Source organism: Sphingomonas sp. NFX23, assembly GCF_049887795.1.
GTDB lineage: Bacteria > Pseudomonadota > Alphaproteobacteria > Sphingomonadales > Sphingomonadaceae > Sphingomonas.
The window spans coordinates 596,837-622,818 of sequence record NZ_JAGEKH010000004.1 but is presented as its reverse complement, the minus strand read 5'-3'; the positions used below and the strand labels follow the sequence as shown (position 1 = coordinate 622,818).

At 65.2% G+C, this 25,982-nt stretch carries 17 protein-coding genes; 6 read left to right on the top strand and 11 right to left on the bottom strand.

Annotated features, from left to right (window positions below):
* Window positions 1-197: 197 nt before the first annotated feature.
* The 3 genes from J4O76_RS13640 to J4O76_RS13630 all read left to right on the top strand — a co-directional run bounded on the left by J4O76_RS13640 (window position 198) and on the right by J4O76_RS13630 (window position 3,027).
* The gene (locus J4O76_RS13640; RefSeq protein ID WP_426282405.1) at window positions 198-1,658 is read left to right on the top strand and encodes a CHAD domain-containing protein; all 1,461 of its coding nucleotides are present in this window, start codon (window positions 198-200) and stop codon (window positions 1,656-1,658) included.
* Window positions 1,659-1,871: 213 nt separating this feature from the next.
* On the top strand, window positions 1,872-2,564 hold the full coding sequence (locus J4O76_RS13635) for a DUF4336 domain-containing protein (RefSeq protein WP_426282404.1): 693 nt from the start codon (window positions 1,872-1,874) through the stop codon (window positions 2,562-2,564).
* A gap of 214 nt (window positions 2,565-2,778) precedes the next feature.
* Window positions 2,779-3,027 carry a LysR substrate-binding domain-containing protein gene (locus tag J4O76_RS13630; protein ID WP_426282403.1) on the top strand — a complete coding sequence of 83 codons (249 nt, stop codon included), beginning with the start codon at window positions 2,779-2,781 and terminating at the stop codon, window positions 3,025-3,027.
* A gap of 545 nt (window positions 3,028-3,572) precedes the next feature.
* Here J4O76_RS13630 and J4O76_RS13625 read toward each other — a convergent pair.
* From J4O76_RS13625 to J4O76_RS13610, 4 genes are all read right to left on the bottom strand, one after another.
* Window positions 3,573-4,367: a class I SAM-dependent methyltransferase gene (locus tag J4O76_RS13625; protein WP_426282402.1), complete on the bottom strand. Its 795-nt coding sequence runs from the start codon at window positions 4,365-4,367 to the stop codon at window positions 3,573-3,575.
* A 333-nt stretch (window positions 4,368-4,700) separates the two neighbouring features.
* The gene (locus J4O76_RS13620; RefSeq protein ID WP_426282401.1) at window positions 4,701-6,317 is read right to left on the bottom strand and encodes a sensor histidine kinase; all 1,617 of its coding nucleotides are present in this window, start codon (window positions 6,315-6,317) and stop codon (window positions 4,701-4,703) included.
* Window positions 6,302-7,009 carry a response regulator transcription factor gene (locus tag J4O76_RS13615; protein ID WP_426282400.1) on the bottom strand — a complete coding sequence of 236 codons (708 nt, stop codon included), beginning with the start codon at window positions 7,007-7,009 and terminating at the stop codon, window positions 6,302-6,304. The genes J4O76_RS13620 and J4O76_RS13615 overlap by 16 nt, the downstream gene beginning before the upstream one ends.
* A gap of 11 nt (window positions 7,010-7,020) precedes the next feature.
* Window positions 7,021-8,622 (bottom strand): DUF4153 domain-containing protein, encoded by a 1,602-nt coding sequence (locus tag J4O76_RS13610; RefSeq protein WP_426282399.1) that lies wholly within the window; start codon window positions 8,620-8,622, stop codon window positions 7,021-7,023.
* Between the two features lie 302 nt (window positions 8,623-8,924).
* Between J4O76_RS13610 and J4O76_RS13605 the strand changes: the two genes are divergently transcribed.
* Window positions 8,925-9,542: an OB-fold-containig protein gene (locus J4O76_RS13605; RefSeq protein WP_426282398.1), complete on the top strand. Its 618-nt coding sequence runs from the start codon at window positions 8,925-8,927 to the stop codon at window positions 9,540-9,542.
* Window positions 9,543-9,567: 25 nt separating this feature from the next.
* Entirely contained in the window at window positions 9,568-11,304 is a 1,737-nt protein-coding gene (locus tag J4O76_RS13600) for a flotillin family protein (protein WP_426282397.1), read from the top strand.
* A 450-nt stretch (window positions 11,305-11,754) separates the two neighbouring features.
* Here the strand turns inward: J4O76_RS13600 and J4O76_RS13595 are convergent, their stop codons facing one another.
* From J4O76_RS13595 to J4O76_RS13570, 6 genes are all read right to left on the bottom strand, one after another.
* Window positions 11,755-14,283: a TIM-barrel domain-containing protein gene (locus J4O76_RS13595; RefSeq protein WP_426282396.1), complete on the bottom strand. Its 2,529-nt coding sequence runs from the start codon at window positions 14,281-14,283 to the stop codon at window positions 11,755-11,757.
* Window positions 14,280-15,812, bottom strand: coding sequence for a tryptophan halogenase family protein (locus tag J4O76_RS13590; protein ID WP_426282394.1), 1,533 nt, complete (start codon window positions 15,810-15,812; stop codon window positions 14,280-14,282). The genes J4O76_RS13595 and J4O76_RS13590 overlap by 4 nt, the downstream gene beginning before the upstream one ends.
* Entirely contained in the window at window positions 15,809-17,422 is a 1,614-nt protein-coding gene (locus J4O76_RS13585; protein WP_426282392.1) for an alpha-amylase family glycosyl hydrolase, read from the bottom strand. Before J4O76_RS13585 ends, J4O76_RS13590 begins: the two co-directional genes overlap by 4 nt.
* Entirely contained in the window at window positions 17,422-19,224 is a 1,803-nt protein-coding gene (locus tag J4O76_RS13580; protein ID WP_426282390.1) for an alpha-amylase family glycosyl hydrolase, read from the bottom strand. The genes J4O76_RS13585 and J4O76_RS13580 overlap by 1 nt, the downstream gene beginning before the upstream one ends.
* A complete protein-coding gene (locus J4O76_RS13575) occupies window positions 19,221-20,735 on the bottom strand; it encodes a tryptophan halogenase family protein (RefSeq protein ID WP_426282388.1) in 1,515 nt (504 codons plus the stop codon). The genes J4O76_RS13580 and J4O76_RS13575 overlap by 4 nt, the downstream gene beginning before the upstream one ends.
* A gap of 83 nt (window positions 20,736-20,818) precedes the next feature.
* On the bottom strand, window positions 20,819-23,770 hold the full coding sequence (locus J4O76_RS13570; protein ID WP_426282386.1) for a TonB-dependent receptor: 2,952 nt from the start codon (window positions 23,768-23,770) through the stop codon (window positions 20,819-20,821).
* A 212-nt stretch (window positions 23,771-23,982) separates the two neighbouring features.
* On the opposite strand from J4O76_RS13570, the gene J4O76_RS13565 reads away from it, so the two are divergent.
* The gene (locus tag J4O76_RS13565) at window positions 23,983-25,005 is read left to right on the top strand and encodes a LacI family DNA-binding transcriptional regulator (protein ID WP_426282457.1); all 1,023 of its coding nucleotides are present in this window, start codon (window positions 23,983-23,985) and stop codon (window positions 25,003-25,005) included.
* Window positions 25,006-25,244: 239 nt separating this feature from the next.
* Here the strand turns inward: J4O76_RS13565 and J4O76_RS13560 are convergent, their stop codons facing one another.
* Window positions 25,245-25,925, bottom strand: coding sequence for a DUF6445 family protein (locus J4O76_RS13560; protein WP_426282384.1), 681 nt, complete (start codon window positions 25,923-25,925; stop codon window positions 25,245-25,247).
* Window positions 25,926-25,982 lie beyond the last annotated feature (57 nt).

Below are 25,982 nucleotides of genomic sequence, written 5' to 3'. Positions count from 1 at the left end.
TGACCCGGCCGCCGCAAGCTGCGGTCCGACCGAGGCCGTCTACAGCGACAGATGCGTTTCCGGAACGGCTGCGAATAGCTTTGCCAGCCAATAGCGTCGAGTGCGCAAAGACCGAGCGTGCAACTACTGGGGAACCAGCGAACCTATCACAGGTTGCCCTGGGTACGAGACGTCGCGATTTTGCGGGAAGGTATCGGGTGGCACAGGAAGTTGAACTGAAGTTGGTATTGGACGCCGCGGCGGCCGATGCCTTTGCAGGGGGCGACCTGTTCGATGTCCCGGCGAGTACGCGGCAAATGCGCGCGATCTATTTCGACACGCCCGACCTAGCGCTTTCGCAAGGTGGCGTCTCGTTGCGCATCCGCCAGTCCGGCGACACGCTGACACAGACGATCAAGGTCGCGGACGCCAAGGCGGCGGGTCTCTTCGCGCGATCCGAATGGGAAATCGAGGTGGCCGATATGAATCCGGTCGTTGACGACCGGACGCCCATTCCCACGCTGCTCGGCGACGAGGCAGGCACCGTCACTCCGATCTTCACGGTCGCGGTCGAGCGCCTGACGTGGATGGTCGATTGTGGCGAGGCGTCGATCGAACTGGTGTTGGATCGTGGGTACGTCGCCGCGGGTGACCGCCAGTCGCCGGTCTGCGAGATCGAGCTGGAGTTTAAGCGGGGAGAGCCCGCCGCCTTGTTTGCGCTGGCCAAGACGATAGCGGCGGAGTTTCCGGTCCGCCTGGGCGTCGTGACCAAGTCCGAGCGCGGCTACGACCTGCTTCGTCCAGCATCCAAGGCGTTCAAGGCGGAGAAGGTGGCGTTGAGCCGGACTGCATCCGCAGCGGACGCTTTCGAGGCAGTCGTAGGCTCGTGCATACGTCAGTACCGCCTGAACGAAACTGTTCTGCTCGACCAAGCCGACGCCGAGGCACTGCATCAGGCGCGCGTGTCGTTGCGTCGGCTGCGGTCTGCATTGTCGATCTTCAAGTCGTTGCTCGACGGCGACGAAGTGCCGCATTTCCAGAGCGAATTGCGCTGGCTGAGCTCGTTGCTGGGTGAAGCGCGCGACTTAGACGTGTTGCTGGCGAAGGCGCAGCCCGGGGTCTCGCTGTTTCAGGAACTCGACCGGGCTCGCAATGCTGCCTATGCTGCGGTTCGCACCGCGTTGGGCTCGGACCGGGTTCGGGCGTTGATGCTCGATCTGACGGAGTGGCTGGTATGCGGGGCATGGCGCACCGCGCCGTCAATGCGCGATGCTCGGGACGCGCCAGCAAGGCAGTTCGCAGCGGAGACCCTTCACGCGCTGAGGCGGCGCGTCCGCAAACGTGGTAAGTCCCTTGCCTCCCAAACGGACGAGGAGCGGCATGAAGTCCGCAAGGCCGGCAAACGGCTACGCTACGGCGCGGAGTTTCTCGGGTCCCTATTCCCGAGCCAGAAGCGTGCACGTCGCTACGGGAAGTTCTTTAAATCACTGGAGAAGCTGCAGGATCAGCTCGGCGGGCTGAACGATATGGCGACTGCGCCATCGGTTCTGGGCCGGCTGGGCTTGCGGGACGATCCCGATGCCAAAAGACTATTGGCGCATCGAAAAAAATCGAAGATCATCGATGCCGCGGCTGGAGCGTACGCCGATCTCCTCGATCGCAAGACTTTCTGGGGTTAGGGCGGGAGGATACGCGCCCGGTCGACCGATCGAGCGTGGGCCGGATCGGTTGATCGCCCCTGGTAAGTCCAATGATAGGCAGCACCGGTCAGGCCGTTCGACATAGCTGCCAGCGTAGGGGCTAGATTGTCGTGCATCCGCGAAGATGACGTTGCCTTCCACTACCCACTGCTTCGGGGGTGTCCTAGAGTCCCTTGGACGAGGGGGGCGGAAATGCTGCGACGATTTGGCAAAGAAATATGGACGGCGGACGGGCCAAGTGTTTCCGTCGCTGGCTTCGCCTTTCCGACGCGGACGATCGTTATACGGCTGTTCGATGGCTCTTTATTCGTTTGGTCGCCCATAGCACTATCCAGTGACCTCAAGATCGCGATTGATTCCCTTGGGCCGGTGCGTCACATCGTCGCTCCGAACACGTTGCATCATATGTTCGTTGGCGAGTGGCAAAGCGCATACCCGGCAGCAAAGTCATATGCCGTGCCGGCGTTGCGCGCCAAACGGCCGGCCTTGAAGTGGGATCATGACCTTAAGGACGCACCTGCCAAGGAATGGTCGGGTGAGGTCGATCAGATCATGGTGGACGGAAACAGTATCACGACGGAAGTCGTCTTCTTCCACCGCCAAAGCCGCACGGCGATCTTCACTGACCTGATCCAGCACTTTGAGCCCGGTTGGTTCAGAGGATGGCGATCCGTCGTTGCAAAGCTCGATTTGCTTACCGCGACCAGGCCAACCGTTCCCCGGAAATTCCGAATGTCGTTTCGCAATCGGGAGATAGCGCGAACTTCGGTGCAACGCATTATAGCATGGCCGACTTTGGGAGTACTGACGGCCCATGGTGCACCGATTACGCACGACGGTCGCGACGCGATTACCCATGCTTTTGAATGGTTGCTCCGAAAATAACGCGCGTTCACGGTCCCGGTCCCTGCAAACACGCTTGGCCCTGACACCTGTCATAGCAAATACGGCGAAGTAATCGTCCTGATTGCAGGACTTGGCACCCAGATGATCCGCTGGACCACCCCGTTCTGCGCCGAACGTAGCTCTCGGCTACCGGGTGGTGCGCTTCCACAATCGGGACGCCGGTTATTCAACGCATCTCGACTCCCACCCGGCCGTGGATTTCGGCGCGCTGGCGGCCGGTCTCGGGATCAGCGCGCTACCCCAATCGACGCTCGCCATGCTGGGGCAGGTTACGCTTGTCTCCCGTCCGCTGACGGCTCCTATGATTAGCCGGACGATCGGCATGGCGTGGCTCGCCGATCGCACTTTGCCACCAGCCGCGTCGGCATTCCTCCAGCATGTTCTGGCCCGTTGGCCGCGTCTCGCGGTGAATTTGGCTAGCTCTAACGATCCGAAGGGCTGATCCGGTAAATAGTGGATGCCAGTAGAATACTCTGTGAGTCCGTAGTGTATTCAGCCTCGTCGCGTGTCTTCGGCTGATTGTAGTTTGGAGGCCGCCTTACTTGACAACAGTTTCGCTGGCGATCCGCCGAACGAGCGTCTGAAGTTAAGCGGCCAGGCAGGCGCGGGAAATATTGGCTTCTGGGTCCAAACCCCCGAGGCGAAGAACCCGACCGATCGGCGGTCTCGTCGTCGGACATCATCGCAGCATTGGCCTCGGACGCAAAGTATCCAGGCTTTTTCGTCAACCGTTATCCCGCTCAGTCCCAGTTTGGCAGCAAGCGAGCGGGTCAGCGCTTCGAGCCAGCCCTTGGAGGCGGCACAGGAACCGTCGCCGCTCGCACGAGATCGAATAGCGCGACATGGTTCACTTCAAGCGGCGGTCGGGAGGCGGGCGGTCGAGTTCCGCGAGCGGTCGGCGATCGCGCCAGATTTGGCAGACGACCTAAACGCGCACGCCAGAAATGGCGCGACGCCGACCTTCGGGGATACTGTCACCGCACCCGATTACTTCGGCTTCATGAACTTCAGTGTCATTCGGTCGCTCTCGCCAATGGCAGCGTAACGCGCGCGATCGTGATCACCGTCCGCGAAGCCCGGCGGCAGTGTCCACACCCCCTTGGGGTAGTCGTGCGTATCCTTGGGATTGGAATTGATCGCGCTCTCGCGGGCGAGCCTGAAGCCGGCTTTGGTCGCATAGGCGAGGATGGACGAACGCTTCATGTAACCGCTGCGCGCCTCCTCGATCGTACCGGACGCCTCGGGCAAGTGATGCTCGACGACGCCCAGCGTGCCGCCCGGTTTCAGCATGGCGAACATCTGATCGAAGGCCGCTTGCGTCCGGTCGGTCGCACCGAAGCGCCAATTATGGACGTTGCGGAAGGTCAGGACGACGTCCGCGCTGCCGGCTGGCACCGAGGTCGCGCCCGGTCCGGCCGGGAATGTCGCGAATCTCACGGAGCCGTACGCAGACGGCGCCGCGGACTGTTTGGCCTTGACCGCAGCAAGCCCTTTGTCGTCCGGCCCGGCCGCGTATAGCGTCCCATGCGCTGCCAGATACGGACCGAGGATTTCCGTGTACCATCCTCCGCTCGGCCAAATTTCGACCACGGTGTCCGTGGGTTTCACCCCGAAGAAGCGCAGCGTCTCGACGGGGTGGCGATAGCGATCGCGCGCGACGTTGGCAGGTGAGCGCGTTGACGCCTTTACCGCTGCCATCAGGGCAGGCGACGGTGCTGGTCGAGCGGCAGCAACGGAGCCGGCGGTAAGCACCAAGGCGAGGAGGGCAGGGCCAGAACGCATAACGTACCTTTCGCGAGGGAGGTGCAGTGTTACCCGATCGCGGCGCGCAACAGAAGTCCGCTATCTGGTACCCTCAAGATGATACGCAGAGATTTCTCGCGTAGAGCGCGAGGGCGACAAGTGTGTTTAATCACAGCAATAGGCCATTACCAGGCTTCAAATAGTATTGCTTGAGCGGCCAAACGGGGCGGCCCGAAATGCACTTTGAATGACAGGTTATGGGTCTTTGCTGTTGACAGGCCTGACACAATACGTTATTTGTGCTAAGTGGTGTTCGTGCCGATACAATGAATAGTTATATGTGTCTCGCGGTAAATAAAACTGCTTATTATGCTAGGTAGCGCAAGCCACGTACATTTTTGCGGAATGAATGGGTAAGCTGATCATGAACCCAAGATTCTCGCCGTCCATTGTCACCAATTCCCCCGAACTGGCCTCCAACAGTGATCGAGCAATCGCGAGTCCAAGACCGGTCCCACCCTTGTCCCGCTTCGTCGTAAAGAACGGCTCGAACAATCGTGCCCGGTCTGCAAGAGACGCGCCGCGACCGTCATCGACGACTAGGAGTTTCAGGGAGGTATCCTCGACAAGCATACGGATCGTCACCAATTGGGCGTTTGCCTGTCGGCTGTTTTCCAACAATGTTACGAGAACGGCCTCCAACGTCGCCGCTGGCACACGCACCATGGGTAGGGCGGAGTCACAGACAAATTCGATCGCGAAATTCGCCGTTCGCCAGGAACCGGCGACCCTCGCGACAACTTCCCCGGCGTTGATGCTAGCGTCTTCCGGTTCCGCCATGTCGGCACGAGCCAAGTCCAGCAGTCGCGTTACCAAAAGGGTCAGCCGGCGCGCGTCGGCTTCAGCATTCGCCAGGAAGCGGTAGCGATCTACCGCCGCCATGTCCGGGTGATCCTGAAGCAATTCCACCGCGCCGCGGATGCCGGCGAGCGGGGTCTTGAACTCGTGGCTGACCGCGTGGGCGAAATCGCGCAGATAGCGCGAACGCCGGTCGATCGCCGCTGCCATCACCGCGAAATCGGCGTAGAGGCCCTGGATCTCGATCGCCGCGGTCGGTGGCGGATCGGGGACGCGACCGCCGCCGCTTGCAACTGCGCGCGTTGCCGCGCCGAGCTGTTCGATCGGGCGCGTGACGCCGCGGGAAATGACGCCGCTCAGCACCACGAGCAGCCCAAAGATCGCGGCAATGCCAAGCGCGATCTTGCCGCGGTCTTCATACAGTCCCCGGAACAGCGCACGGGCGGAACGCGACAGCAGGAGCACGCCAACCACGCGGTCGCCAACGATGATCGGGCGTGCGTAATGGACGCGGATCGCTGCGGCTCGGGACAGCCATTCGAAGCGGTAGGTCGCGCGGTATGCGCCGTTGCGGCGGAGGGTGGTTGAGGCGCTTCCGGCAAGTGCAGCGGCAACTTCGGGGAGTGCGGCGTAGCTACCGACGGCCGAACTCCCGGCGACGATGCTGCCGTTGCGATCGAGAAGGATGATTGAGGCCAGCGTGGTGGACCGCGTCGCGTCCATGATCGGCGAAAGGAGCGTGGCGGCGACCACCGCATCGGGCGATGGTCTAGGACCAGCCGCGACCGGTGGCCGCTCCGCGCGGATGGGCGTCGTGCTGAGGTCGATGCCGGATGCGGGCGCCTGCACATAGGGGTTGTCGTCGCCTGCAACCTCGTGGTGCGCAATCCGACCGGGCGGGGCGGCAGGCCAGAGCGCCGCCGCCGTCGCGGACAGCGCCGCACCCTGCGCGACCAGCTCCGCCTCGGTCTGGCGAACGAGCGTGTTCTCATAGACGCGCAGGAACACCGCGCCGAATCCGGGTAACGCGGCGACCAGGAACAGCGTCGCGAACAGGATCGTCCGCAACCGCAACCGGGGCCAGTGGCGTTTCGCCCAGTCCTTGATCCCGCCGATCACGCGCCCGTGCACGATCCGAGACGATAGCCGATCCCCGCCCGCGTCTCGATCAGGTCGTCGGCGCCGGCCTTCGCGAACTTGCCGCGCAGGTTGCGGATATGGCTGTCGATCGTCCGGTCGGTGACCGCGAAACCGGGGCCGTGCAGCCGATCGATGATCGCGTCGCGGCTGAATACCCGACCCGGCATCGACGCGAGCAGCCGGAGGATCTGGAACTCGGTAACGGTCAGGGCGATCTCGACCTCGTTCCACAGCGCGCGCCATCCCTCCAGGTCGAGCCGCAACCGGCCATGCGAGAGATCGCGCCCGTCCTCGACGTTCGGCGCCCGCGCGGAGGTGCGTCGCAGGATCGCCATCACGCGCGCCACCACCTCACGCGGCGAAAACGGCTTCACCACATAATCGTCGGCGCCGAGTTCGATGCCGAGCACCCGGTCGATCTCGTCGTCGCGGCTCGACAGGAAGAGGATCGGTATGTCCGCCCTGCCCTCTCCGCCACGAAGGCGTCGACACACCTCCAGCCCGTCCATCCGCGGCATGTTGATGTCGAGTACGACCAGGTCGGGCGCATGAGTCTCGACGAGCGCCAGCGCGGCCTCGCCGTCCGCCGCCTCGATCGCGCCGAGCCCGGCCTTGTCGAACGCGAACACGAGCAGCTGGCGGATATGAGGATCGTCGTCGACGACCAGGATGGTGCGAGGCATCGGGCACAGGATCATTGTTGCGCACCCGGCGTCAACGGCTTTGGTGCCGGAATGCCAGGCGCAGGCATCTGCGGCGCTGGAGCGGACGGCGGCGCTGACGGACCCTCCACCAAGAGCGGCGGCAGGATCACCCCGTCGCAACGCCGTCCGTCCGGCGCCGACCGCAGACGCGGCGCCTTGGTACCGAACATCGCCCGGACCGTCGCGAGGCGTCTCGCGTTGCGCGGCGTCCAGCGGCGCCAATCGGCTTGCGCGTCCGCAGTTTCGGTCTGGTTTTCCCACCGCAGATAGGCCAGCCGGTCGCGCAGACCGGCCCGTTTCGCATGCCGCTCCAGCATCGCCAGCGAGACCAGCGATGGTGACCCGAGCCGCGCCATATAGCAGAGGTCGAGCGGCGGTCCCGCCTTGCCTCTGGCGAGCGTCGTGCGGACATTCCACGCCGCGGCGGTCGCGCCAAGATCGACGACGCTCGCCGCCACCAAAACCGTGACAGCCGCCAGCGCATTGGCGTTGATCAGCCACGAAGCCGACTTGCGTGCCAGCAGTCGCCAGCCGATCAGCGCCAGTCCCGTGGCCACGAGGCCCATCCACGCAAGCGCGGACAGCCGCAGAACCGTCATTCCGTAGGCGTCGACATAATCGAGCGTTCGCAACGCACTCGACGCGACCAGCAGCAGGTTCTGGAGGAGCCAGACCGTTACTAGACGTCGCACCAGCGGGCTCGCCGCGGCTGCACTGCCCGGACGTAAAGCCAGCAGCACGAACACCGCAGCGAGCAGCGCAGTCACGATCAACGAATACGCGCCGCGGTGCGCATAGTCCGCCATCGTCACGCCCGCAGGCAGTCCCGCACCGCTCCACAGGAACACGATGTCGAGCGTGTTTTCGACCGCGAAAATCACGTTGAACGTCACGAGCGAAAGAACCAGCGTCGCCACCCCCGGCTCGAACGCCATGCCGATCGAGCGTTCGTCCATACGCGATGCCCGCGTCGTGCGCCGGCTTGGCCGCAAGCTTGCCCAGATCGTAACCAGCACACAGAGCCCGAACACCGTCCGCCATGTCACCGCCCACGGATCCGGCAGCACGATCCGCGAGAATGCCTGACCGATCAGCAGATTGGCGTTCGCGAACAGCCCAACGAAAACCACGCCGCCCAACAGGGGCAACGCGACGACAGCCCCGATTGCGCGGATGCCGCCGGAGGGCGGCCCTCGACGCTGGTGGACCATCGACAGCCGCGCAGCATCCTTCAACGGCGCAATGACGGCGGACATCGCGTGCCAGCCAAGCCTGCGAGCCCAAGCCAGCGCATCGTCGAACCTGTGTCGCGGCAGGAGCGCAGCAAGCGAGATCGCCGTCCAGAACAGAACCCAGCCAAGGACGCTCGGATCTTCGACGAGCACCACCGCCAACCCGGCGCCGGCAATCAATGCCAGTAGCGCCGCCCCGTCGTTCCAGATCGCCCTACGCGTCAGGACTAGGGCGATGATCCAGGCGAATGCAAACCCACCCACGACCGCGCCATTGCCATCGGCGATCAGTATCTCCGCCAGGACGATCAGCGCCAGGGCAGAGCCGATCTTGGCCACCAGACTTCCATGACGATCCATCTTCGCACTCCCCGATTGTCGAGGATCGGCTTTGCCGTGGCTCTGTGATCGACCGATCGCGAGATCCGTGTGCAGTCCGCTCGCTTGTCGTGCAGATCCTGTGCAGAGGATGGATCGAAACCCGGCCGATCTCCCGCAACCCGCGTTGCGAACGCATCGGCGTAGAGCTAGCCTCGCTCTGGGGAGTATCGACGCATGGAGTGGAAAGACCGGATCGGCCGGCGTTTCGTAACGAAGCGTTGTCGTCTGTCCGCTACCCGTTCGCCCATGCAGAACCAGGGTCCTCACCAGCGCTACGGCCGATGTTCACGATCTTCCTGACGCCCGCCTACGTGCCCTTCGCGATCGCGTTCGTCATCATGATCGGGATTGGGCTGATCGAGGCGATCGGTCTGGGGCTCGGCCATCTCGATCTCCACGCGGACGTCCATGCCGAGGCCGATGGCGGCGTGCTCGACTGGCTTGGGCTGGGCCATGAACTGCCGATCCTAATCTGGCTGACTTCGCTGCTTGGTTGCTTCACGCTGGCCGGGATCGCCATCCAGCAGGGCGCGACCGCGCTGGCCGGCGGCCCGCTTCACTGGGGCCTCGCCTCGGGTGGCGCGCTGATCGCGGGCAGCCTGCTCAACACGCTTGCCGCCAACGGCCTCGCCCGGATCATGCCCGGCTTCGAGACCAGCGTGATCTCGACCGACGACTTCCTCCGCCGCCGCGGCACCATCCTCGAGGGCACCGCCCGCCGCGGATCGCCCGCCCGCGCAAAGATCGTCGACCAGCACGGCCAGGCGCATTTCATCATGGTCGAGCCGCATGACGAGGCCGACGCGATCGCCGCCGGCGAGACCGCGCTGATCGTCCGCCGCGACGGCAAACTCTTCTACGCACTGCCGGAAGCCAACGCGCTTCTGCGGCCGATCTAACCAACGCATAACCGGGGAGGGTTTCATGCCCGCACAGCTTCTGAACGTCCTGATCTACGCCGGTATCGTCCTGTTCGCACTCGTGGTGATCGGCATCATCCTGACCCGGCTCTACCGCCGCGCGACCAAGGACGTGGCGCTGATCCGCACTGGCTTCGGCGGCGAGAAGGTCGTGCTCAACGGCGGCATCATGGTCATCCCCGTGCTCCACGAACTGATGCAGGTCCGCCTGACGACCGTGAAGCTGGAGGTCTCGCGCCTGAACAAGGATGCGCTGATCACGCTCGACAAGCTGCGGGTCGACGTCGTCGGGCTGTTCCATATCAAGGTAAAGCCCGACGCGGAATCGATCGCCGCCGCCGCACAGACGCTTGGCGATTCGGTCAACAGCCCCGACGCGGTAAAGTCGCTGCTCGACGGCAAGCTCGTGTCCGCGCTGCGCTCGGTCGCCGCGACGATGACGATGGAGCACCTCCACGCCAACCGCGCCGACTTCATCCAGAAGGTGCAGGAGGCGCTGATGACCGATCTGGACATGAACGGCTTCCAGCTCGAGTCCGTCAGCATCACGCATTTCGACCAGACCGCGTTCGAGCATTTCAACGAGAACAACGCGTTCGATGCCGAGGGGCTGACCGTGCTCACGCGGACGATCGAGGAGCGCAAGAAGATCCGCAACGACATCGTCGCCACCAACCGCGTCGAGATCGAGCAGCGCAACCTCGATGCGAACAATCAGTCGCTCGAGATCGCTCAGGCCGCCGAGCAGGCACGGCTGACGCAGGAGCAGACGCTGTCCGCCCGCCGCGCCGAACAGGCGACCGCGATCGCCACCGCCGAAGCCGAGCAGACCCGTCTCGCCGAGATCGCCCGCATCACCGCCAGCCAAGCGCAGACGGTCGCGCAGACCGAAGCCGACAAGGTGATCCAGACCGCAACCATCGCGCGTGACGGTGCGATCCAGACCGCGACGATCGAACGCGACCGCACGATCGAGATCGCGCGCATAACGACCGCCGTACAGACCGCGCAGAAGTCCGAGGAGGAATCGACCGCTACCGCCGCAGCGAACGAGGCCCGCGCGCTCGCCGTCCGCGCCGAGGAAAGCGTCGCCACCGCCAAGGCAACCGAGATCGCCAACCGCAACAAGAACGTGGCTGTGATTGCAGCCACCCAGCGCGCGCAGGAAGAGGCGGTCGGCATCACCGTCGCCGCGACCGCCGAGAAGGAAGCCGCTGAGGCCCGCGCGGGTGCGGTGCGCACCGAAGCAACTGCCGAGGCCGACGCCGAAAAGGCCCGCGCGGAAGGTCGCGAGGCAGCCTTCAAGGTCGATGCCGCAGGTCAGGCATCGCTCAACGAAGCAACCAATCTGCTCAGCGACGCGCAGACCGCGCTGCTGATCCGGCGCGCGATGCTCGAAGCCCTGCCCGCGATCATCTCTGCGGCCAGCAAGCCGATGGAAAATATCGACAAGATCAGCATCCTCGATGCGCGCGGGCTTCACGGTGACGGCGGCAGCGACAGCGCGTCCGGCGGCGGCCAAGGCAACCTCGCCGATGCCGCGGTCGCGGCGGCGATGCGCTACCGCGTCGGCGGCCCGCTCATCGATGGCCTGATGGCGGAACTCGGCATGACCGGCAGTTCGTTGAACGGCATGCTCGCCGGGAGCAGCGCGGATGCGGCGCCAGCCCGAGCCTCAGCCACCGATACCCACAAACATCCCGCTGCACTCAACGGCGGATCGGGCAACCCGCCGGCCTGATCGGGTAGATGCAGTCGCAAGATTCCCCGAAATCGATCGATGCACCGTTAGGTTCGGCAATGGATTTTGAGCACGAGAATCAGGGCGAGGCGGCATATCCAATTGGAACGCGCCGCCCTCGCTAGACGCGTGCTTAAGCTATCGTTCGCTGGCAACTACGGCCCACCGAGCGTCGATCAATCGGCCTATCGGCCTTCCCGACTAGGGGGCTACCGGGTGATCTTCCCAATCCGGCTCGCAACACGGCATAGTCTGGCGGGCTATCGAGCATACCATACGCGCCGTCACGCGATCCCAAGCGATTGCCTAGCCGCCGGTGGGCAATGAGATCGTCGTGACGTGCTTAAAGGAGGCTGCCGGCTGCTGGCGCTATCGATGTGTGGGACGTCGAAAACTCTGATGCCCACCTCCTCGAGACGCCGGCAGTGCAAAGCGAACTGCAAATCGCAATTACCGCAGGGAGATGGTTTTCAGCGCTTGTCCAATCGCCACTTGCCGTCCCTCCAAGTGTACCGTGCCGGCAATATTCATTTGTGGAATGACCAAGGTCGACGTTCCGGCTGCTGCGTCTTGAGCGACACTGGTCTGCTTACCCTTTACGCCGGCATTGCCGGCGCCGTCCCAACCGTGGACGGTGATCGCAATGCTCTTCCACCACGGCTTGAAGCCACCCTCGGGCTTGGCGAAGTCGATCGACAGGCCGGTCGGCGTGATCGTGCAGCGCACCGTCTGGCGGAAATTGCCGCGGCGGGTGTACGCCAAGGTGCGGCCGTCGTCCTCGTAGAGCGTGCCGATGCAATCCGCGCCGGGATAGACGTCGAGCCGCAGCGGACCGTTCGGGGTTTCGCTCGTGCTCTGGACCAAGGGCTGGCGGGGCAGGATCGTGCCGGCGCGGACGAACACGGGCAGGCGATCGAGGCGCGGTGTTTCTGTCACGCGATCGCCTAGCGTCCGCGCGGTCGGCACGGCTTGCGTCGCAGACTGGATCGGGCCGGCGGCGGCGGGCTCGGGCGTGCCGACGCGCTGGCCGGTCCAATAGTCGTACCAGCCGCCAGCGGGCAGGCACACGTCGTAGGTCTGCGGCGATTCCGGCTTGGGCGGCGGCGCGATCAGCAGCGACTTGCCGAGCGTGAACGCCATCGACTGGTCGCACGACGCGGTCGCGGCGGCCGGGTAATCGTAGAACACCGGGCGCATGATCGGATCGCCGAACCGCGCATTCTGGTCCGCCAGCGCGTAGAAATACGGCATCAGGCGATAGCGCTCCTCGATGAAGCGGCGGCGGATTGCTAGGTGGTCGGGGCCATCGACCCAGGGTTCCACGCGAGGGGTGCCGGTCGCCGAATGGTTGCGGAACACTGGCGTGAACGCGCCGATCTCGGTCCAGCGCGTGAGCAGGTCGGGGCTCGGGCCACCCGCGAACCCGCTGACGTCGGCGGCGCTGTAGCCGAAGCCCGACAGGCCGAGGTTGATGATCTGCTGCACCGACAGCTTCAGATGATCCCAGGTCGCGCTGTTGTCGCCGGTCCAGGTGACCGCGTAACGCTGCCCGCCGGCATAGCTCGCGCGCGTCATCACGAACGGGCGCTCGTCGGGGCGCAGTTTCAGCAGGCCGTCGAACGTGGCGCGTGTGTTGAGCATGCCGTAGACGTTGTGCGCCTCGCGGTGATCGGTGATGCGGGCTGCGAAATCGTCGCTGTCGATGCGGTGGCGCGTGTCGAGCGGCATCGTCTTGGTCGGCGTCTCGAAGATCGCCGGCTCGTTCATGTCGTTCCAGAACCCAGCGATCCCGGCGTCCAGGAAGCCCTTATATTGCGTGCCCCACCAGGTCCGGGCGGCGGTCTTCGTGAAGTCCGGGAACACCGACGGGCCGGGCCAGACCGGCGCGACATAGGGGCTGCCATCGGCGTTCTTGATGAACGCGTCGGCCTTCATCCCGCTCTGGTAGGGCGCGTAACCCTGCTCGACCGCAGCGATGTGGAGGTCCGTGATCGCGACCAGCTTGATCCCGTCAGCCTTCATCTCGCTGGCGAGCTTGGGCAGGTCGGGAAAGGTCTTGGCGTCGGTGGTGAAGGGGCGGTTGCGATCCTGATAGCCGATGTCGAGCCAGATCACGTCGGTCGGCACGCGGTCGCTGCGCAGGCGGGCGGCGATCTGGCGGACCTCGTCGGCGCTGCCGTAGCTGTAGCGCGACTGCTGGTAGCCGAGCGCCCATTTCGGTGCGAGCGGGGCGTGGCCGGTCAGGTCGGCATAGCGGCGCGTGACCTCGGCCATCGAGGGGCCGGCGATGAAATAATAGTCGATCGGGCCGTCGGGGCCGCCGAACGAGAGAGTCTCGGCATCGCGGTGGCCGAAGTCAAACCAGGTGCGATAGGTGTTGTCGAGGAGGATGCCGTAGCTGCCGCCCGCACCGCCGGTGCCGATGAAGAAGGGTATCGATTTGTAGATCGGGTCGTCCGCGCTGCTGAACCCGAACGCGTCGGTGTTCCAGTCGACGAAGCCGTGGCCGCGCCGGTCGAGCCCCTGCGTCTTATCGCCCAAGCCGTAGAAATGCTCGGCGATCGGCAGCGTCTTCGCGATCGCGAACGCCTTGCCGTCGGTCGCAACCGGCGCGGCATCGGCGGAGATGATCTTGCCATCAAGCGTCTCGAAGGTGATCGCGCCGCCTTCACCGACGCGGACGCGGACGCTGGCGGTGGTGAAGCCATCGGGGGCCGCGGTGACGGCGATCTTCTGGCGGCGGATCTCCGCGGGAACGGCCCAGCTGGCGTCCTCCGGGAACAGGCCGTTCTTGGCGACGCGGACGCGGATCAGACCGTCGGTGATCGCTGTGATCCGCGTCGCCTTGGTCCCGACCTGGACTTCGACGCCGTCGCGGCTCGGGACCAGCTTTGGTGCCGCGGCGACGTTCGTCTGGGCATGGACGGGTGCGCTGCCGATGGCGGCGGTAGCGGCGAGCAGGAGGGCGATGCGTTTCATACGTGATCCTTGTGGTCCGCCAGATGGCAGAGGCGAGAGGCGTGCGACCCGAAATTCGATGCGCAACGGGTCAGGAAATCGTCGATCCTCGGCAGGTCGATGGGATCGATGTCGGCGCCGGGCTGAATGAGCCGTGCGGCGTCGGGAAAGGTGCCGTAGCCGGCGAACAGGCAGTGCCAGCTGATCGCCGAATAATAGCGGCCGAGCCCGGCGCGATCGATCGCCGCGACCATGTCCGCGCCGGTGAACCAGGTGGACATCAGCATCTTGAGGTCGTCGGACAGGGCGTCCACGCCGCGCGCTTCCGCCCAATAGCCGGTCGGATCGTCGCGGCGCTGGTTCAGGCGGTAATGCGCGACGATGTAGTCGCGGACGCCGTCGTAGCGCGCGGCGATGCGCGTGTTGAACGCGGTGCGGACCGTATCTGTCGTGCCGCCTTCGTCTATTACGGCGAGGAATGCCTCGACGGTGGCGATGACGAGATGCAGCGCAGTCGCCTCGAGTGGCTCGAGGAAGCCCTGCGCGAGCCCGACTGCGAGCGCGTTGTGCGACCAGCTCTCGCGGCCGCGGCCGACGCGCATCTTGAGGTGGCGCGCTTCGCCGGCCTCGGCGCCGATATGCGCGCGCAGTTCCGCTTCCGCCTGTGCTTCGGTCAGGTGGCGGCTCGAGTAGACATAGCCGTTGCCGTTTCGGCTGGTCAGCGGGATGTGCCACTCCCAGCCGGCCGACAACGCGGTCGCGCGCGTCTGGCTGGGGATCGGCGTGCCGGTTGCGTGCGCGGTTGGCATCACTACTGCGCGGTCGTTGAGCAGTGCATCGGCATAGCTCACGAATGGCACTTCCAGCGGACCGAAGATTGTGCTGCGGAATCCGCTGGCATCGACGAAGAATTCGCCGGCGATACGCTCGCCGTCGGTATCGATCAGCGCGGCGACTTCGCCGGACTGCGTGCGCTCGACGCTGGCGATACGGCGCTGGAGATGGACGACGCCCAGCGTCTTGGTTGCGTGCGCTGAGAGGAACGCGCCGACCTTGTACGCGTCGAAGTGATAGCCGTAGCTGACCTCGAACGGGAAGTTTGCGGCAGGCTGCGGCGCGCAGTTCGCAGAGGCTAGTCGGGCAGGGAGCAGGAACCGGTCAGGATGTGCCTCGACGTCGCGACCGGTCCGTCGGGCCCGCGTGTTGTAGAAGAATTGCGGCGCGGTGTGACCGTCGAGCTCGGTAGGGAAGGGGTGGAAATACCGGTCATACCCCTCACGGTCGGACCAGCCTTCGAAGCCGATCCCGAGCTTGTAGGTCGCATCGCACGCCGGCATCCACTCGGCTTCGGCGATGCCGAGCGTGTCGAAGAAGTGTTTCAACTGCGGTGTCGATCCTTCGCCGACGCCGACGATGCCGATCTCCTGGCTTTCGACCAGCGTCACGCGCATGCCGCGATCCCGCCAGCGATGCGCGATCAGGCACGCGGTCATCCACCCGGCGGTGCCGCCGCCGAGGATCACGATGTGCTGGCCAAGCCCGTCGATCACCGTCGCAGGACCAGCCCGGACAGCGGCGGCAGCGTCGTCGTGTCGGCGCCATCGGTCGCGAACATCATGTCGCCATCGGTGGCGATGCCGGTTGGCCAATCGCGCGCGTCTTCGCCGAGATTGAACACACAGAGCAGCGTCTCGTCATCGGATTCTCGCTCGAAAGCGATCACCGCATCATCGCTGTGCACGATCCGCAGGCTCCCCAGCCGTAACGCTGGATGCGCCTTACGCGCAGCAATCAGCGCCCGCGTCCAATGCAGCAGCGACGTCGCGTCCGCCTCCTGCGCGTCGACCGCGATCGCGCGGTGATCCTCCCCGAACGGCAGCCAAGGCTCGGTGCTGCCGAACCCGAGATCGGGCGCGCCGCCGATCCACGGCATTGGCGTACGCGCGCCGTCTCGGGACAAGGTCAACGGCCAGTTCGCGATCGCCTCTGGATCGAGCAGGTCGTCGAACGCGATGTCGACCTGCGTCAGGCCCAGCTCCTCGCCCTGGTACAGGAAGATGTTACCGCGCAGCGCGACGAGCAGCAGGATCTTCATCCGCGCAAACGCCTCGCGCTGGTCGGGCGTGGTCCAGCGCGACACCGCGCGCGGTGCGTCGTGGTTCTCGAACGCCCAGCTCGGCCAGCCGAGGCCCGGCGTATCGGGCCAGTTGCCGACCGCATCGACGATCAGCTCGGGCGTCAGCCGGTCCGCGTACAGGAAATCGAAGCCGTACGCGCTATTGAGCCGGCCATTGCCGCCAGTGAACAGCTTCATCTCGCGGTCGCTGTCATCGCCGCCGACTTCCGCCACCGTGAACCCGGCGCCATATTCGTCGAGCAGCGCGCGGATCCGCTCGATGAACCCGACGATGTCCGGATGGCTCTGGTTGTGCAGCTTCTGCTGGAAGTCGAACGACCGCGTGCGTGCGCGATTGGTCGCGGGCGCGGGCGGATTGTCGGTCAGCGCCGGGTCGTGCATCGCGAAGTTGATCGCATCGAGGCGAAAACCGTCGACGCCGCGATCCAGCCAGAACCGCGCCGTCGCGATCAGCTCGTCCTGCACCGCGGGGTTATGGCCGTTGAGCTGCGGCTGATCCTTCAGGAAATTGTGCATGTAATATTGCCCGCGCCGCGCGTCCCAGGTCCAGGCGGGGCCACCGAACACCGACTGCCAGTTCGATGGCGGCGTGCCGTCGGGCTTGGCGTCGGCCCAGACATACCAGTCCGCCTTCTCGCCACTGCGCGACGCGCGGCTCCGGCGGAACCAGTCATGCTCCTCCGAGGTGTGCGAATAGACCTGATCGATGATGATCTTGAGCCCCAGCGCATGCGCGCGCGCGATCAGCGCGTCGAAATCGGCGAGCGTGCCGAAGATCGGATCGACGTCGCGGTAGTCCGACACGTCGTAGCCGAAATCCTTCATCGGCGAGGTGAAGAACGGCGACAGCCACACCGCGTCGACGCCGAGGCTGGCGACATAGTCGAGGTGCGCGGTGATACCCGGCAGGTCGCCGATCCCGTCGTCGTTCGAGTCCGCGAAACTACGGGGATAGATCTGGTAGATCGTCGCGCCCTTCCACCACGGAAGGTCGGCGGCGGCTTCAGGCAATCGTGCAGGCATCAACGGGTCTCCGCGGCGCAGATGGCATAGCCGAACGCGGGCAGGGTTAGTGTGACACTGCCGGGGGCGGCAGCGCGTGGCGCGCATGTGCCGGCGAGCGTAATGAAGCGGTTGGAAACGGTCTCGACCTGTACCGCCTGTGTGATCGGCTTGGCCGACGTGTTGAACGCGAGCAGGGTTTCCGCACCCGTCGTCGGATCGAAGCGCGAGACGGCGAGCAGTCCCGGCGTTTCGCTACGGCTACGGATGACCGTCCGGCCACGGGTCAACGCTGGATGCGCGACGCGAACCCTCGACAGCTCGGCAATCTCGCGGAACAGCGGATTGGTCTCGCCAAAGCTTTCGGTCGCGGTCGTCTTGGTCGTGCCGAGCAGGCGGTTGTCGTTATAGATCGCGACCTTCGACGCGAACATGTCCTCGCGCGCGTCCTGGTCGTTGCCGTCGCCGACGAAGCCCTGTTCGTCGCCCGAATAGATCGTCGGCACGCCGCGCAACGTCAGCAGCATCGCGTTCGACAGCAGCACGCGCTTCAGCACTTCCTCGTCCGAGGCCTGCGGAAACGCCTTCCGCACGAAGGTGGCGAAACGGCCGTCGTCGTGGTTGCCGGTGAAGGTCGGCAGGATCGCCGCGGTGTCGACGCCCTTCGCATACAGCACGTCGCCGTCGAACAGCGCCTCGAACGCGTCGGTGCCGCGCGTGCCCGCGACCGTCTCGACCACCGCCTGCCGGAACGCGAAGTCGAGCACGGCGGGCAGCTTGTCGACGATCGTATGCTGCGCGAGCACCGCCGGGCGGACCTCGTGATCGGAGACTTCGCCGAAGATGTGAAAGTTCGGTATGCCGTTCGCCTGCGCCCGCGTCAGCATCGCCGGCACGAACTGCGCCCAGAATTCCGGGTTCACGTGGCGCGCGGTGTCGATGCGGAAGCCGTCGACCTTGAACCGGTCGATCCACGATCCGAAGATGTCGATCATGCCCGACACGACGCGCGGGTTTTCGGTCATCACGTCGTCGAGACCCGAGAAATCGCCCATCGTCGAGCTCTCGTTCATGAACGTGGTGTCGCCGCGATTATGGTAATAGATCGAGTCGTTGAGCCACGCCGGCACCTTCACATTGCGCTCGGCGGCGGGCACGTACGGCGTGTAGGCATAGGTCGTATCGGTCAGCCTGGCGAAGTTCGCCGCGGTCTGGACGCCGTCGCCGACGAACCCCGGATTGATCGCCTTGCCGCCGACACCGCCCTTACGCTGGTACGGATAGGTCGCGCGATCGCGGTACGGGCAGGGCCTGCCGACCGAGCATTCGCGGTACTGGATCACGTCGGCGGTATGGTTGATGATGATGTCCATATACACCTTCATCCCGCGCTTGTGGGCGGCGTCGACGAAGGCGGTCATGTCGGCGTTGGTGCCGAGATGCGGGTCGACCTGCGTGAAGTCGGTGATCCAATAGCCGTGATAGCCCGCGGACTCGTGGCCCGGCGAACCCTGCACCGCCTTGTTCTTGAAGATCGGCCCGAGCCAGATCGCGGTCGCGCCGAGATGCTGGATGTAATCGAGCCGCTTGGTCAGGCCCTTCAGGTCGCCGCCATGATAGAAGCCCTTCGCGGTCGGATCATAGCCGGTCTTGAGCCGGTCGCCGGCGATCCCGCCGTGATCGTTGCTCGGGTCGGCGTTCTCGAACCGGTCGGGCAGGACGAAATAGATGACCTCGTCCTGCGGCGCACGCGCGCGGTAGTCGGCGGGCGGTACGGCGGCCGCACCGGACAGCGCGAGCAGGACGGCGGCGGTGATGCTCATGCGCCGAGCCCTGCCGGTGACGCGCAATGCTGCGCGACGAACGCGGCGTGGTCCTGCATCTGGCCCGCCTCGCGCGCGTTCAGCTTGTCGATCGTGTCCATGAATTCCCCCAGGTCGCTCGTCGATATCGCGTCGGCCAGCGGGTGGTGGCCCGCCGGCATGATGCCTTGTCCCGCCAACACCTGAAGCCAGCCGACTTCGGTGAACAGCTCCTCATGCTCACGGACGATGTGACCGTTGCCGCGCCACAGGTCGATCTTCGCGGCGAGCGTGTCGGGAATGGCCATGTCGCGGCACTGGCGCCAGAACGGCGTGTCGACGCGCGCCGTCGCCTTGTAGTGGAGGATGATGAAGTCGCGGATGCGCTCGTATTCGAAGTCGCTCTGGCGGTTGAACTCGGTGCGATCGGCGTCGGCAATCACACGGCCCGGCAACAGCTTGAGCAATCGCGAGATCGCCGACTGGATCAGATGGATGCTGGTGGATTCGAGCGGTTCCATGAACCCGGCGGCGAGCCCGAGCGCGACGACGTTGCGGTTCCACATCCGCTTGCGACGACCAGTGCGGAACGCGATCGTCCGAGGCTCCGCCATCGCCGGCGTGTCGAGCCCGGCCAGCAACGTCGCGGTCGCCTCGTCCTCGCTCATATGCGCGCTGGAGAAGACGACGCCGTTACCCGTGCGGTGCTGCAACGGAATCCGCCACTGCCACCCGGCGGCATGCGCAGTCGAGCGCGTGTACGGCGTGAACGCTTCGCTGCGCGCAGACGGCACCGCGATCGCGCGGTCGCACGGCAGCCAGTGCGTCCAGTCCTCGTACCCGATCCCGAGCGCCTCCTCGATCAGCAGCCCGCGAAAGCCGGTGCAGTCGATATACAGGTCGGCGGCAACGGTGGTGCCGTTCTCCAGCAAAAGGCCGGAGACGTCGCCGCTCTCGCCGTCGCGGGTGACACGGACGATCTTGCCTTCGATCCGGTTGACGCCGCGCGTCTCGGAATAGCGCCGCAGGTAACGCGCATAGAGCCCCGCGTCGAAATGATAGGCGTACGGCATCGACGGCAGCGTCCGCGCGGTGCGCGCAGGGCCACGCTGCATCCGCTCGGCGAGCGCCGCGTGCGTGTTGAGCGAATAGGCGCCAAGATCGCCGGCCAGCCCGAGCGACCGCGCGCGCAGCCAATATTGGTGGAACGGCAACAGGCCGACATCGCGACCGACATCGCCGAACGCGTGCAAGTAGCGATGGCCCGGCTTGAACCAGTCGACGAACTCGATGCCGAGCTTGAACGTGCCCCCGGTCGCGCGGAGGAACGCATCCTCGTCGAGCCCGAGTGCATCGTTGAACAGATGGATCTGCGGGATCGTCGCCTCACCGACGCCGACGGTGCCGATCTCGTCGGACTCGATCAGGTCGATCTCGTACCCCGTCTCCAGGAACCGCGCGAACGTCGCCGCTGCCATCCAGCCGGCGGTGCCGCCACCAGCGATCACGATACGCAAAGGGTGATTGGCCATCGTCTACGTCCCCGCTTCGAAACCGTCAGGCGCCGCGATTGCGGGGCAAATGCGGGGCGGCGTGAACCGCCCCGCTATCGACATCAGAACTTGTAGGTGATGCCGACATAGTAGTCGCGACCATAGCGCTGATAGTCGATCACCTGGCGCGGATCGTCGTTCTGGTAGGTCACGAACGGACGGTCGGTCAGGTTCTTCGCCTGCGCCAGGATCGCGAAGTTCGCGAGCGGACCGCTCTGGAACTCGTACCCGATCTGCGCATCCAGGATGCCTTCCGATCGCGCGGTGCGATAGGTCGGGTTGGCGGATAGGCCGGCGACCTCGGCCAGGAAGCTGGAGCGGTAGCGATAGTTCGCGCGCGCCTGGAAGCCCCATTTCTCGAAGTAGATCGTGCCGCTGCCGGTCCACTTGGACAGGCCGGGCAGGGTGATCGCCTCGGTCGGGTTGCTGCCGTACTTGATCGTCGACTGCGTGTAGTTGCCGCTCGCGAAGATGCCGAAGCCGTCGAGCGCCGACGTGATCGCCTTGAACGGCAGCGACACCGTACCCTCGACGCCGAGCACTTCGCCGCGACCGGTATTGGCGGGCGACGAGACGTTGCCGATCGTCTGGCCCGCCGCAATTACCTGCGCCTGCTGCGCCGCGGTCAAAGCCGGCAGCAACGCCGAGAAGTCGTAGGGCAGCGAGTTGTTCGGATCGACGAAGTCGGTGAGGTGCTTGAAATAGCCCGACAGCGCGACATAGCCGCCGCCGTTGAAATACTTCTCGAACGACAGATCGATGTTGGTCGACTGATACGGCTTCAGATTGACGTTGCCACCGGTCGACGTGAACACCGGGAACAGGCCGGCTGGCGTCTGGCCGATGTTGGTCAGGTTGATCGCGACGTCCTGCGTGACGCGCTCCTGATCGAGACGCGGACGGACCATCGTCTGCGAGGCGCCGACCTTGACGAAGCCCAGCGGGATCAGTTCGACCGACATCGTCGCCGATGGCAGGAAGTTGGTGTATTTCAGCGACTGCGTCACCGGTGCGATCGTCACCGCGCCGCCGACGACGCTGGCGATCTGGCCGGTCGAGCTCTGGTCCGAATGCACCACCTGCGCACCGATCGAGCCCTTGAGCGGCTTGTCGCCGACCAGGCCGTCGATCGTGACCTTGGCATAGCCAGTCCAGACCTTCTCGAGCACGACATTGTCGCGCACCAGCGCCGACGGACGGCCATCGAACGCCGCGTTGAGCGAGTTGTTGTAGAGATACAGCGGATCGAGCGTCAGCATCTGTGGGATGCCGAGATAATCGAGCGCCACGTTCTTGCCGAGCAATGCTTCGCTGGGAACGTTGCCGCTCAGCGGCGAGCCGCTCGCCACGGTGCAGTTGGTGCCGCCGCCGGTCGGGCAGAGGAAGTACGACGTGTAGGCGCTGGTCTTCTTGCGCTGGCTGTAGTTGCCGCCGGCTTCCCAGCCCTTGACGACGCTGTCCGAGAACTCGCCGTTGAGGCTCGCGCGGAGCGACTTCAAATCGTCCTTGAAGCTCGGCCGGTTGAGGAAGCCCGACTGGACGACCTGCTGCGTGCCGTTGTTGCCCCAACCCTGCGGATCGGTCAGCTTGAAGATGTTGGTGTTGGTGTAATCCAACGTCGGCGAGAAGGTGTAGGTGCCATTGCCGTTCTGCTTGACGGTGACGGTGTCGGCGACGCCGCTCTTGGCGAACCCGGTGCCGGTGTTGGTCTCGAGCAGGAAGTCGGTGCGCTTGGCACGGCTCCAGCTTGCGTCGACGTTCAGGTGGATCGTCTCGGTCAGCTTGAGGTCGTTGTTCCAGCCGAGCGAGAAATTGTCCGCCTTGCGCTGGTTATAGTCGTTACGCTGCACCGCGAAGACGTTGCCGAACGTCGCGCTGGTCGCGAAGCCGTCGGCAATTGTCACGCCGGTAGCGGTCGTTCCGCCAGGCGAGGTCGGTGTCGTCAACTGACCAGCCAGCGGGAACTCGATGCCGCGCAGGATCTGCGTTTCCTCGAAGTGCGAATACAGCGCATCGAACGTCGAATGGAAGCTGTCGGACGGCTGCCACTCGATCGTGGCGACGCCGCCATAGCGCTTCAGCTCGTTCGACTGGACGTACGGCTTGGCGCCGTTGAGCAGGAACGGGCTGGTCGCGGTGCCGGCGCCGCTATAGCCCCACGCGTTGTAGCGCTCGTCCTGCGACGGCGTCTGCGTCGCCGACACGCCGATCGCGATGCCGAGCGTGTCGTTGGCGAACTTGTCGACATAGGTCGCCGACGCGCGATAGCCGTAGCGATCGCCATCCGGGTTGAGCTTGTCGATGCCGTTCATCTGCGCCCGCGCGCTGACCGCGATGATGCGGTGCGCCTGGTCGAGCGGACGCAGCATGCGCAGGTCGACCGTACCGGCGACGCCGGCGGCGATCAGCGAGGCATCGGCCGACTTGTAGACGTTGACGGTCTTGAAGAACTCGGACGGATACTGGTCGAACTCGACGCCGCGATTGTCGCCGGTCGTCACCTGTTCGCGGCCGTTGAGCAGCGTGGTCGAGAAATCGGGGCCGAGGCCGCGGATCGACAGGCGCTGGTCGCGGCCTTCAAGGCGCTGCGCGGTGACGCCGGGCAGGCGGGCGAGCGAGTCCGCGATCGACACGTCGGGCAGCTTGCCGACGTCTTCGGCCGAGATCGAGTCGACGATCAGGACCGACTGGCGCTTGATCTTCGCGGAGGATTCCAGGCCGGCGCGGATACCGGTGACGACGATCTCATCACCGCCGGCGGCATCGTCCTGGGTTGTGGGCGGCACGGCATCGGCGGGCTGCGGCGTCGGCGCGGCGACGGTCGGGACCGCGTCGACCTGTGCTGGTGCGGTCGGATTGGCATTCGCGGTGCCGGGCGTCGCTTGCGCGAACGCAGCCTGGCCTGGCAGCATCAGAGCAGCGGCGAGCGCGGTCGCGCTGACTTGCAGTGCGAGGCGGCCATGCGCGGAAATGCCGGACGCGACGCGCAGGCGGCACGGAATAGACTGGCTCATGAAATCCCCTTCAGGCGAGAATAATCCCGCGCATCCTCAATTGCTTGTTTTGGTATCCCCGACGTCGTGCTGACGCGTCGGGTGTCGCAACACGGCTATATTTCGGGTGGAGGCGTTGCAAAAGGGACGGGCATACGTATTCACTGTTTCATGCAAACCGTGTCTCCTCAGGACCACGCCCGCCCCCAGTGGCGCCGGCAAGGGCGCTGACGATGGGTCGCCGCCCGACATCGTTCGACATCGCGCAACTCGCCGGCGTGTCGCAGCCGACCGTGTCGCGGGCGTTGCGCGGATCAAAGTCGGTCAACGCGCAGACTCGCCAGCGGATCGAGGCGATCGCGCGCAGCCTGCACTACGCGGTCGACAAGCACGCCTCGTCGCTGCGCAGCCAGTCGGCGAACACGCTGGCGTTGCTGTTCTTCGAGGAGCCAGCGGAAGACGAGTCGACGATCAACCCGTTCTTCCTGTCGATGCTGGGCTCGATCACGCACGCTTGTGCCCGCGCCGGCTACGACCTGCTGATCTCGTTCCAGCAATTGTCGGGCGACTGGCACGTCGATTACCAGGACAGCCGCAAGGCGGACGGTATCATCCTGCTCGGCTACGGCGATTACGAGGCCTATCGCGCGCGCCTCGATCACCTCACCGAGCAGGGGACCAAGGTGGTGCGCTGGGGCGCGGTCGGTACGGGGCCTGCCGGGATCACGGTCGGCTCGGACAATCGCGGCGGCGGCGAGGCGGCGACCGCGCACCTGATCGCGCGGGGCCGACGGCGCATCGCGTTCCTGGGCGCAGCGGACGGGCGGTACCCCGAACTGGAGGACCGCTATCGGGGATATCTCGACGCGTTGGCGGCTGCGGGGCTGACGGCGGACGACGCATTGCAGGTCGATGCGATCACCACCGAAGATGCCGGACAGGACGCGATCGCCGAACTCGCGCGACGCAGCGCCGACTATGACGCGATCTTCGCGGCGAGCGACAGCATCGCGATCGGCGCAATGCGCGCGCTGGCGGCGGCGGGGCGATCGATCCCCGACGACGTCGCGATCGTCGGCTTCGACGACATCGCCTCCGCGCAACTCACCAACCCGCCGCTGACGACCGTGACGCAGGACGCGCGCCGGGCAGGGGAGGCGCTGGTACGGACGTTGCTGGCGAAACTGCGCGGCGAAGTGTCCGACGACTCGCCCTTGCCGACCCGCCTGGTGATCCGCGCGAGCAGCGGGGCCTAGCGACGACAACCCTCTGCCGCGACGTGGTGGTAGCGCCACAGGCGACGGGCGGGAGGCGCGAAACAGCCGTGATGCCAACCATTACCACCTCCCCGGCGAAGGCCGGGGTCCAGTTGGCAAACCGAACTGATGAAGACGGCGATCCCTTACTCAGTGCTCCTCAACTGGGCCCCGGCCTTCGCCGGGGAGGTACGGGTGTTGGAATTATGCGGGCTCACTACCCCATCACGCATGCGCATTCAGTCGTCAAACAAGAACAAATTGAGCGTCAGCCGCCCGTCCAGCGGATCGGGGCTAAGCGTCACGTCCGGCGGCAGATAGGCGCAGTGCAACGTGTTGCCGGCATAGACGAGCGCGCGATTGAAACAGGCGGGCTGGACCGCGATGCGTTCGTACAAGGCCGTATCGCCGGCGATGTAGGACGCTTCGGGCATGCCGTGCGATTGCACGCCTGCTTCCAGTTCCGTCCTGAACCGGTCGAGCCGCGAGGCGTCGATGCTCTCGAACCCGGTTGCGCGCTGCCTGTAGAAGGCGGTGCCACCCTGTTCGCCGTGACCCAGGAACAGCAACACTGCGATCCGCCCCGGCTCGACGCCGTCGAAATGCGGCAATCGCTGGATCGGCGCGAGATCGCCAGGTGCCGTGGTGACGAGCGAATAATAGGCTTCCGACACCGCCGGCGCCGGATCGAGCCTTAAATGCTCCGCCAACAGCGGCGCGATCCGGCGTCGCATCATCTCGGCGAGGCGCAGCGGCACCTCGGCGCGGACACCGGGATAATGCGGGCCGATCGGTGCCATCCTCAGGCTCGCCGCATCCTCGCGCAGCGCATCCGGATCCGGCCAGAAATCGTCGATCGCGATCAGCGGGTGCTGCTCCTGGCCCTGGAGGTGAAGCGTGGTTTTCGGCGGTTGGGTCATGCAGGCCTTCATGCGGTGTGGCGGCGCGGCGGGGCAAGGTATTCGTATGCATAGTTG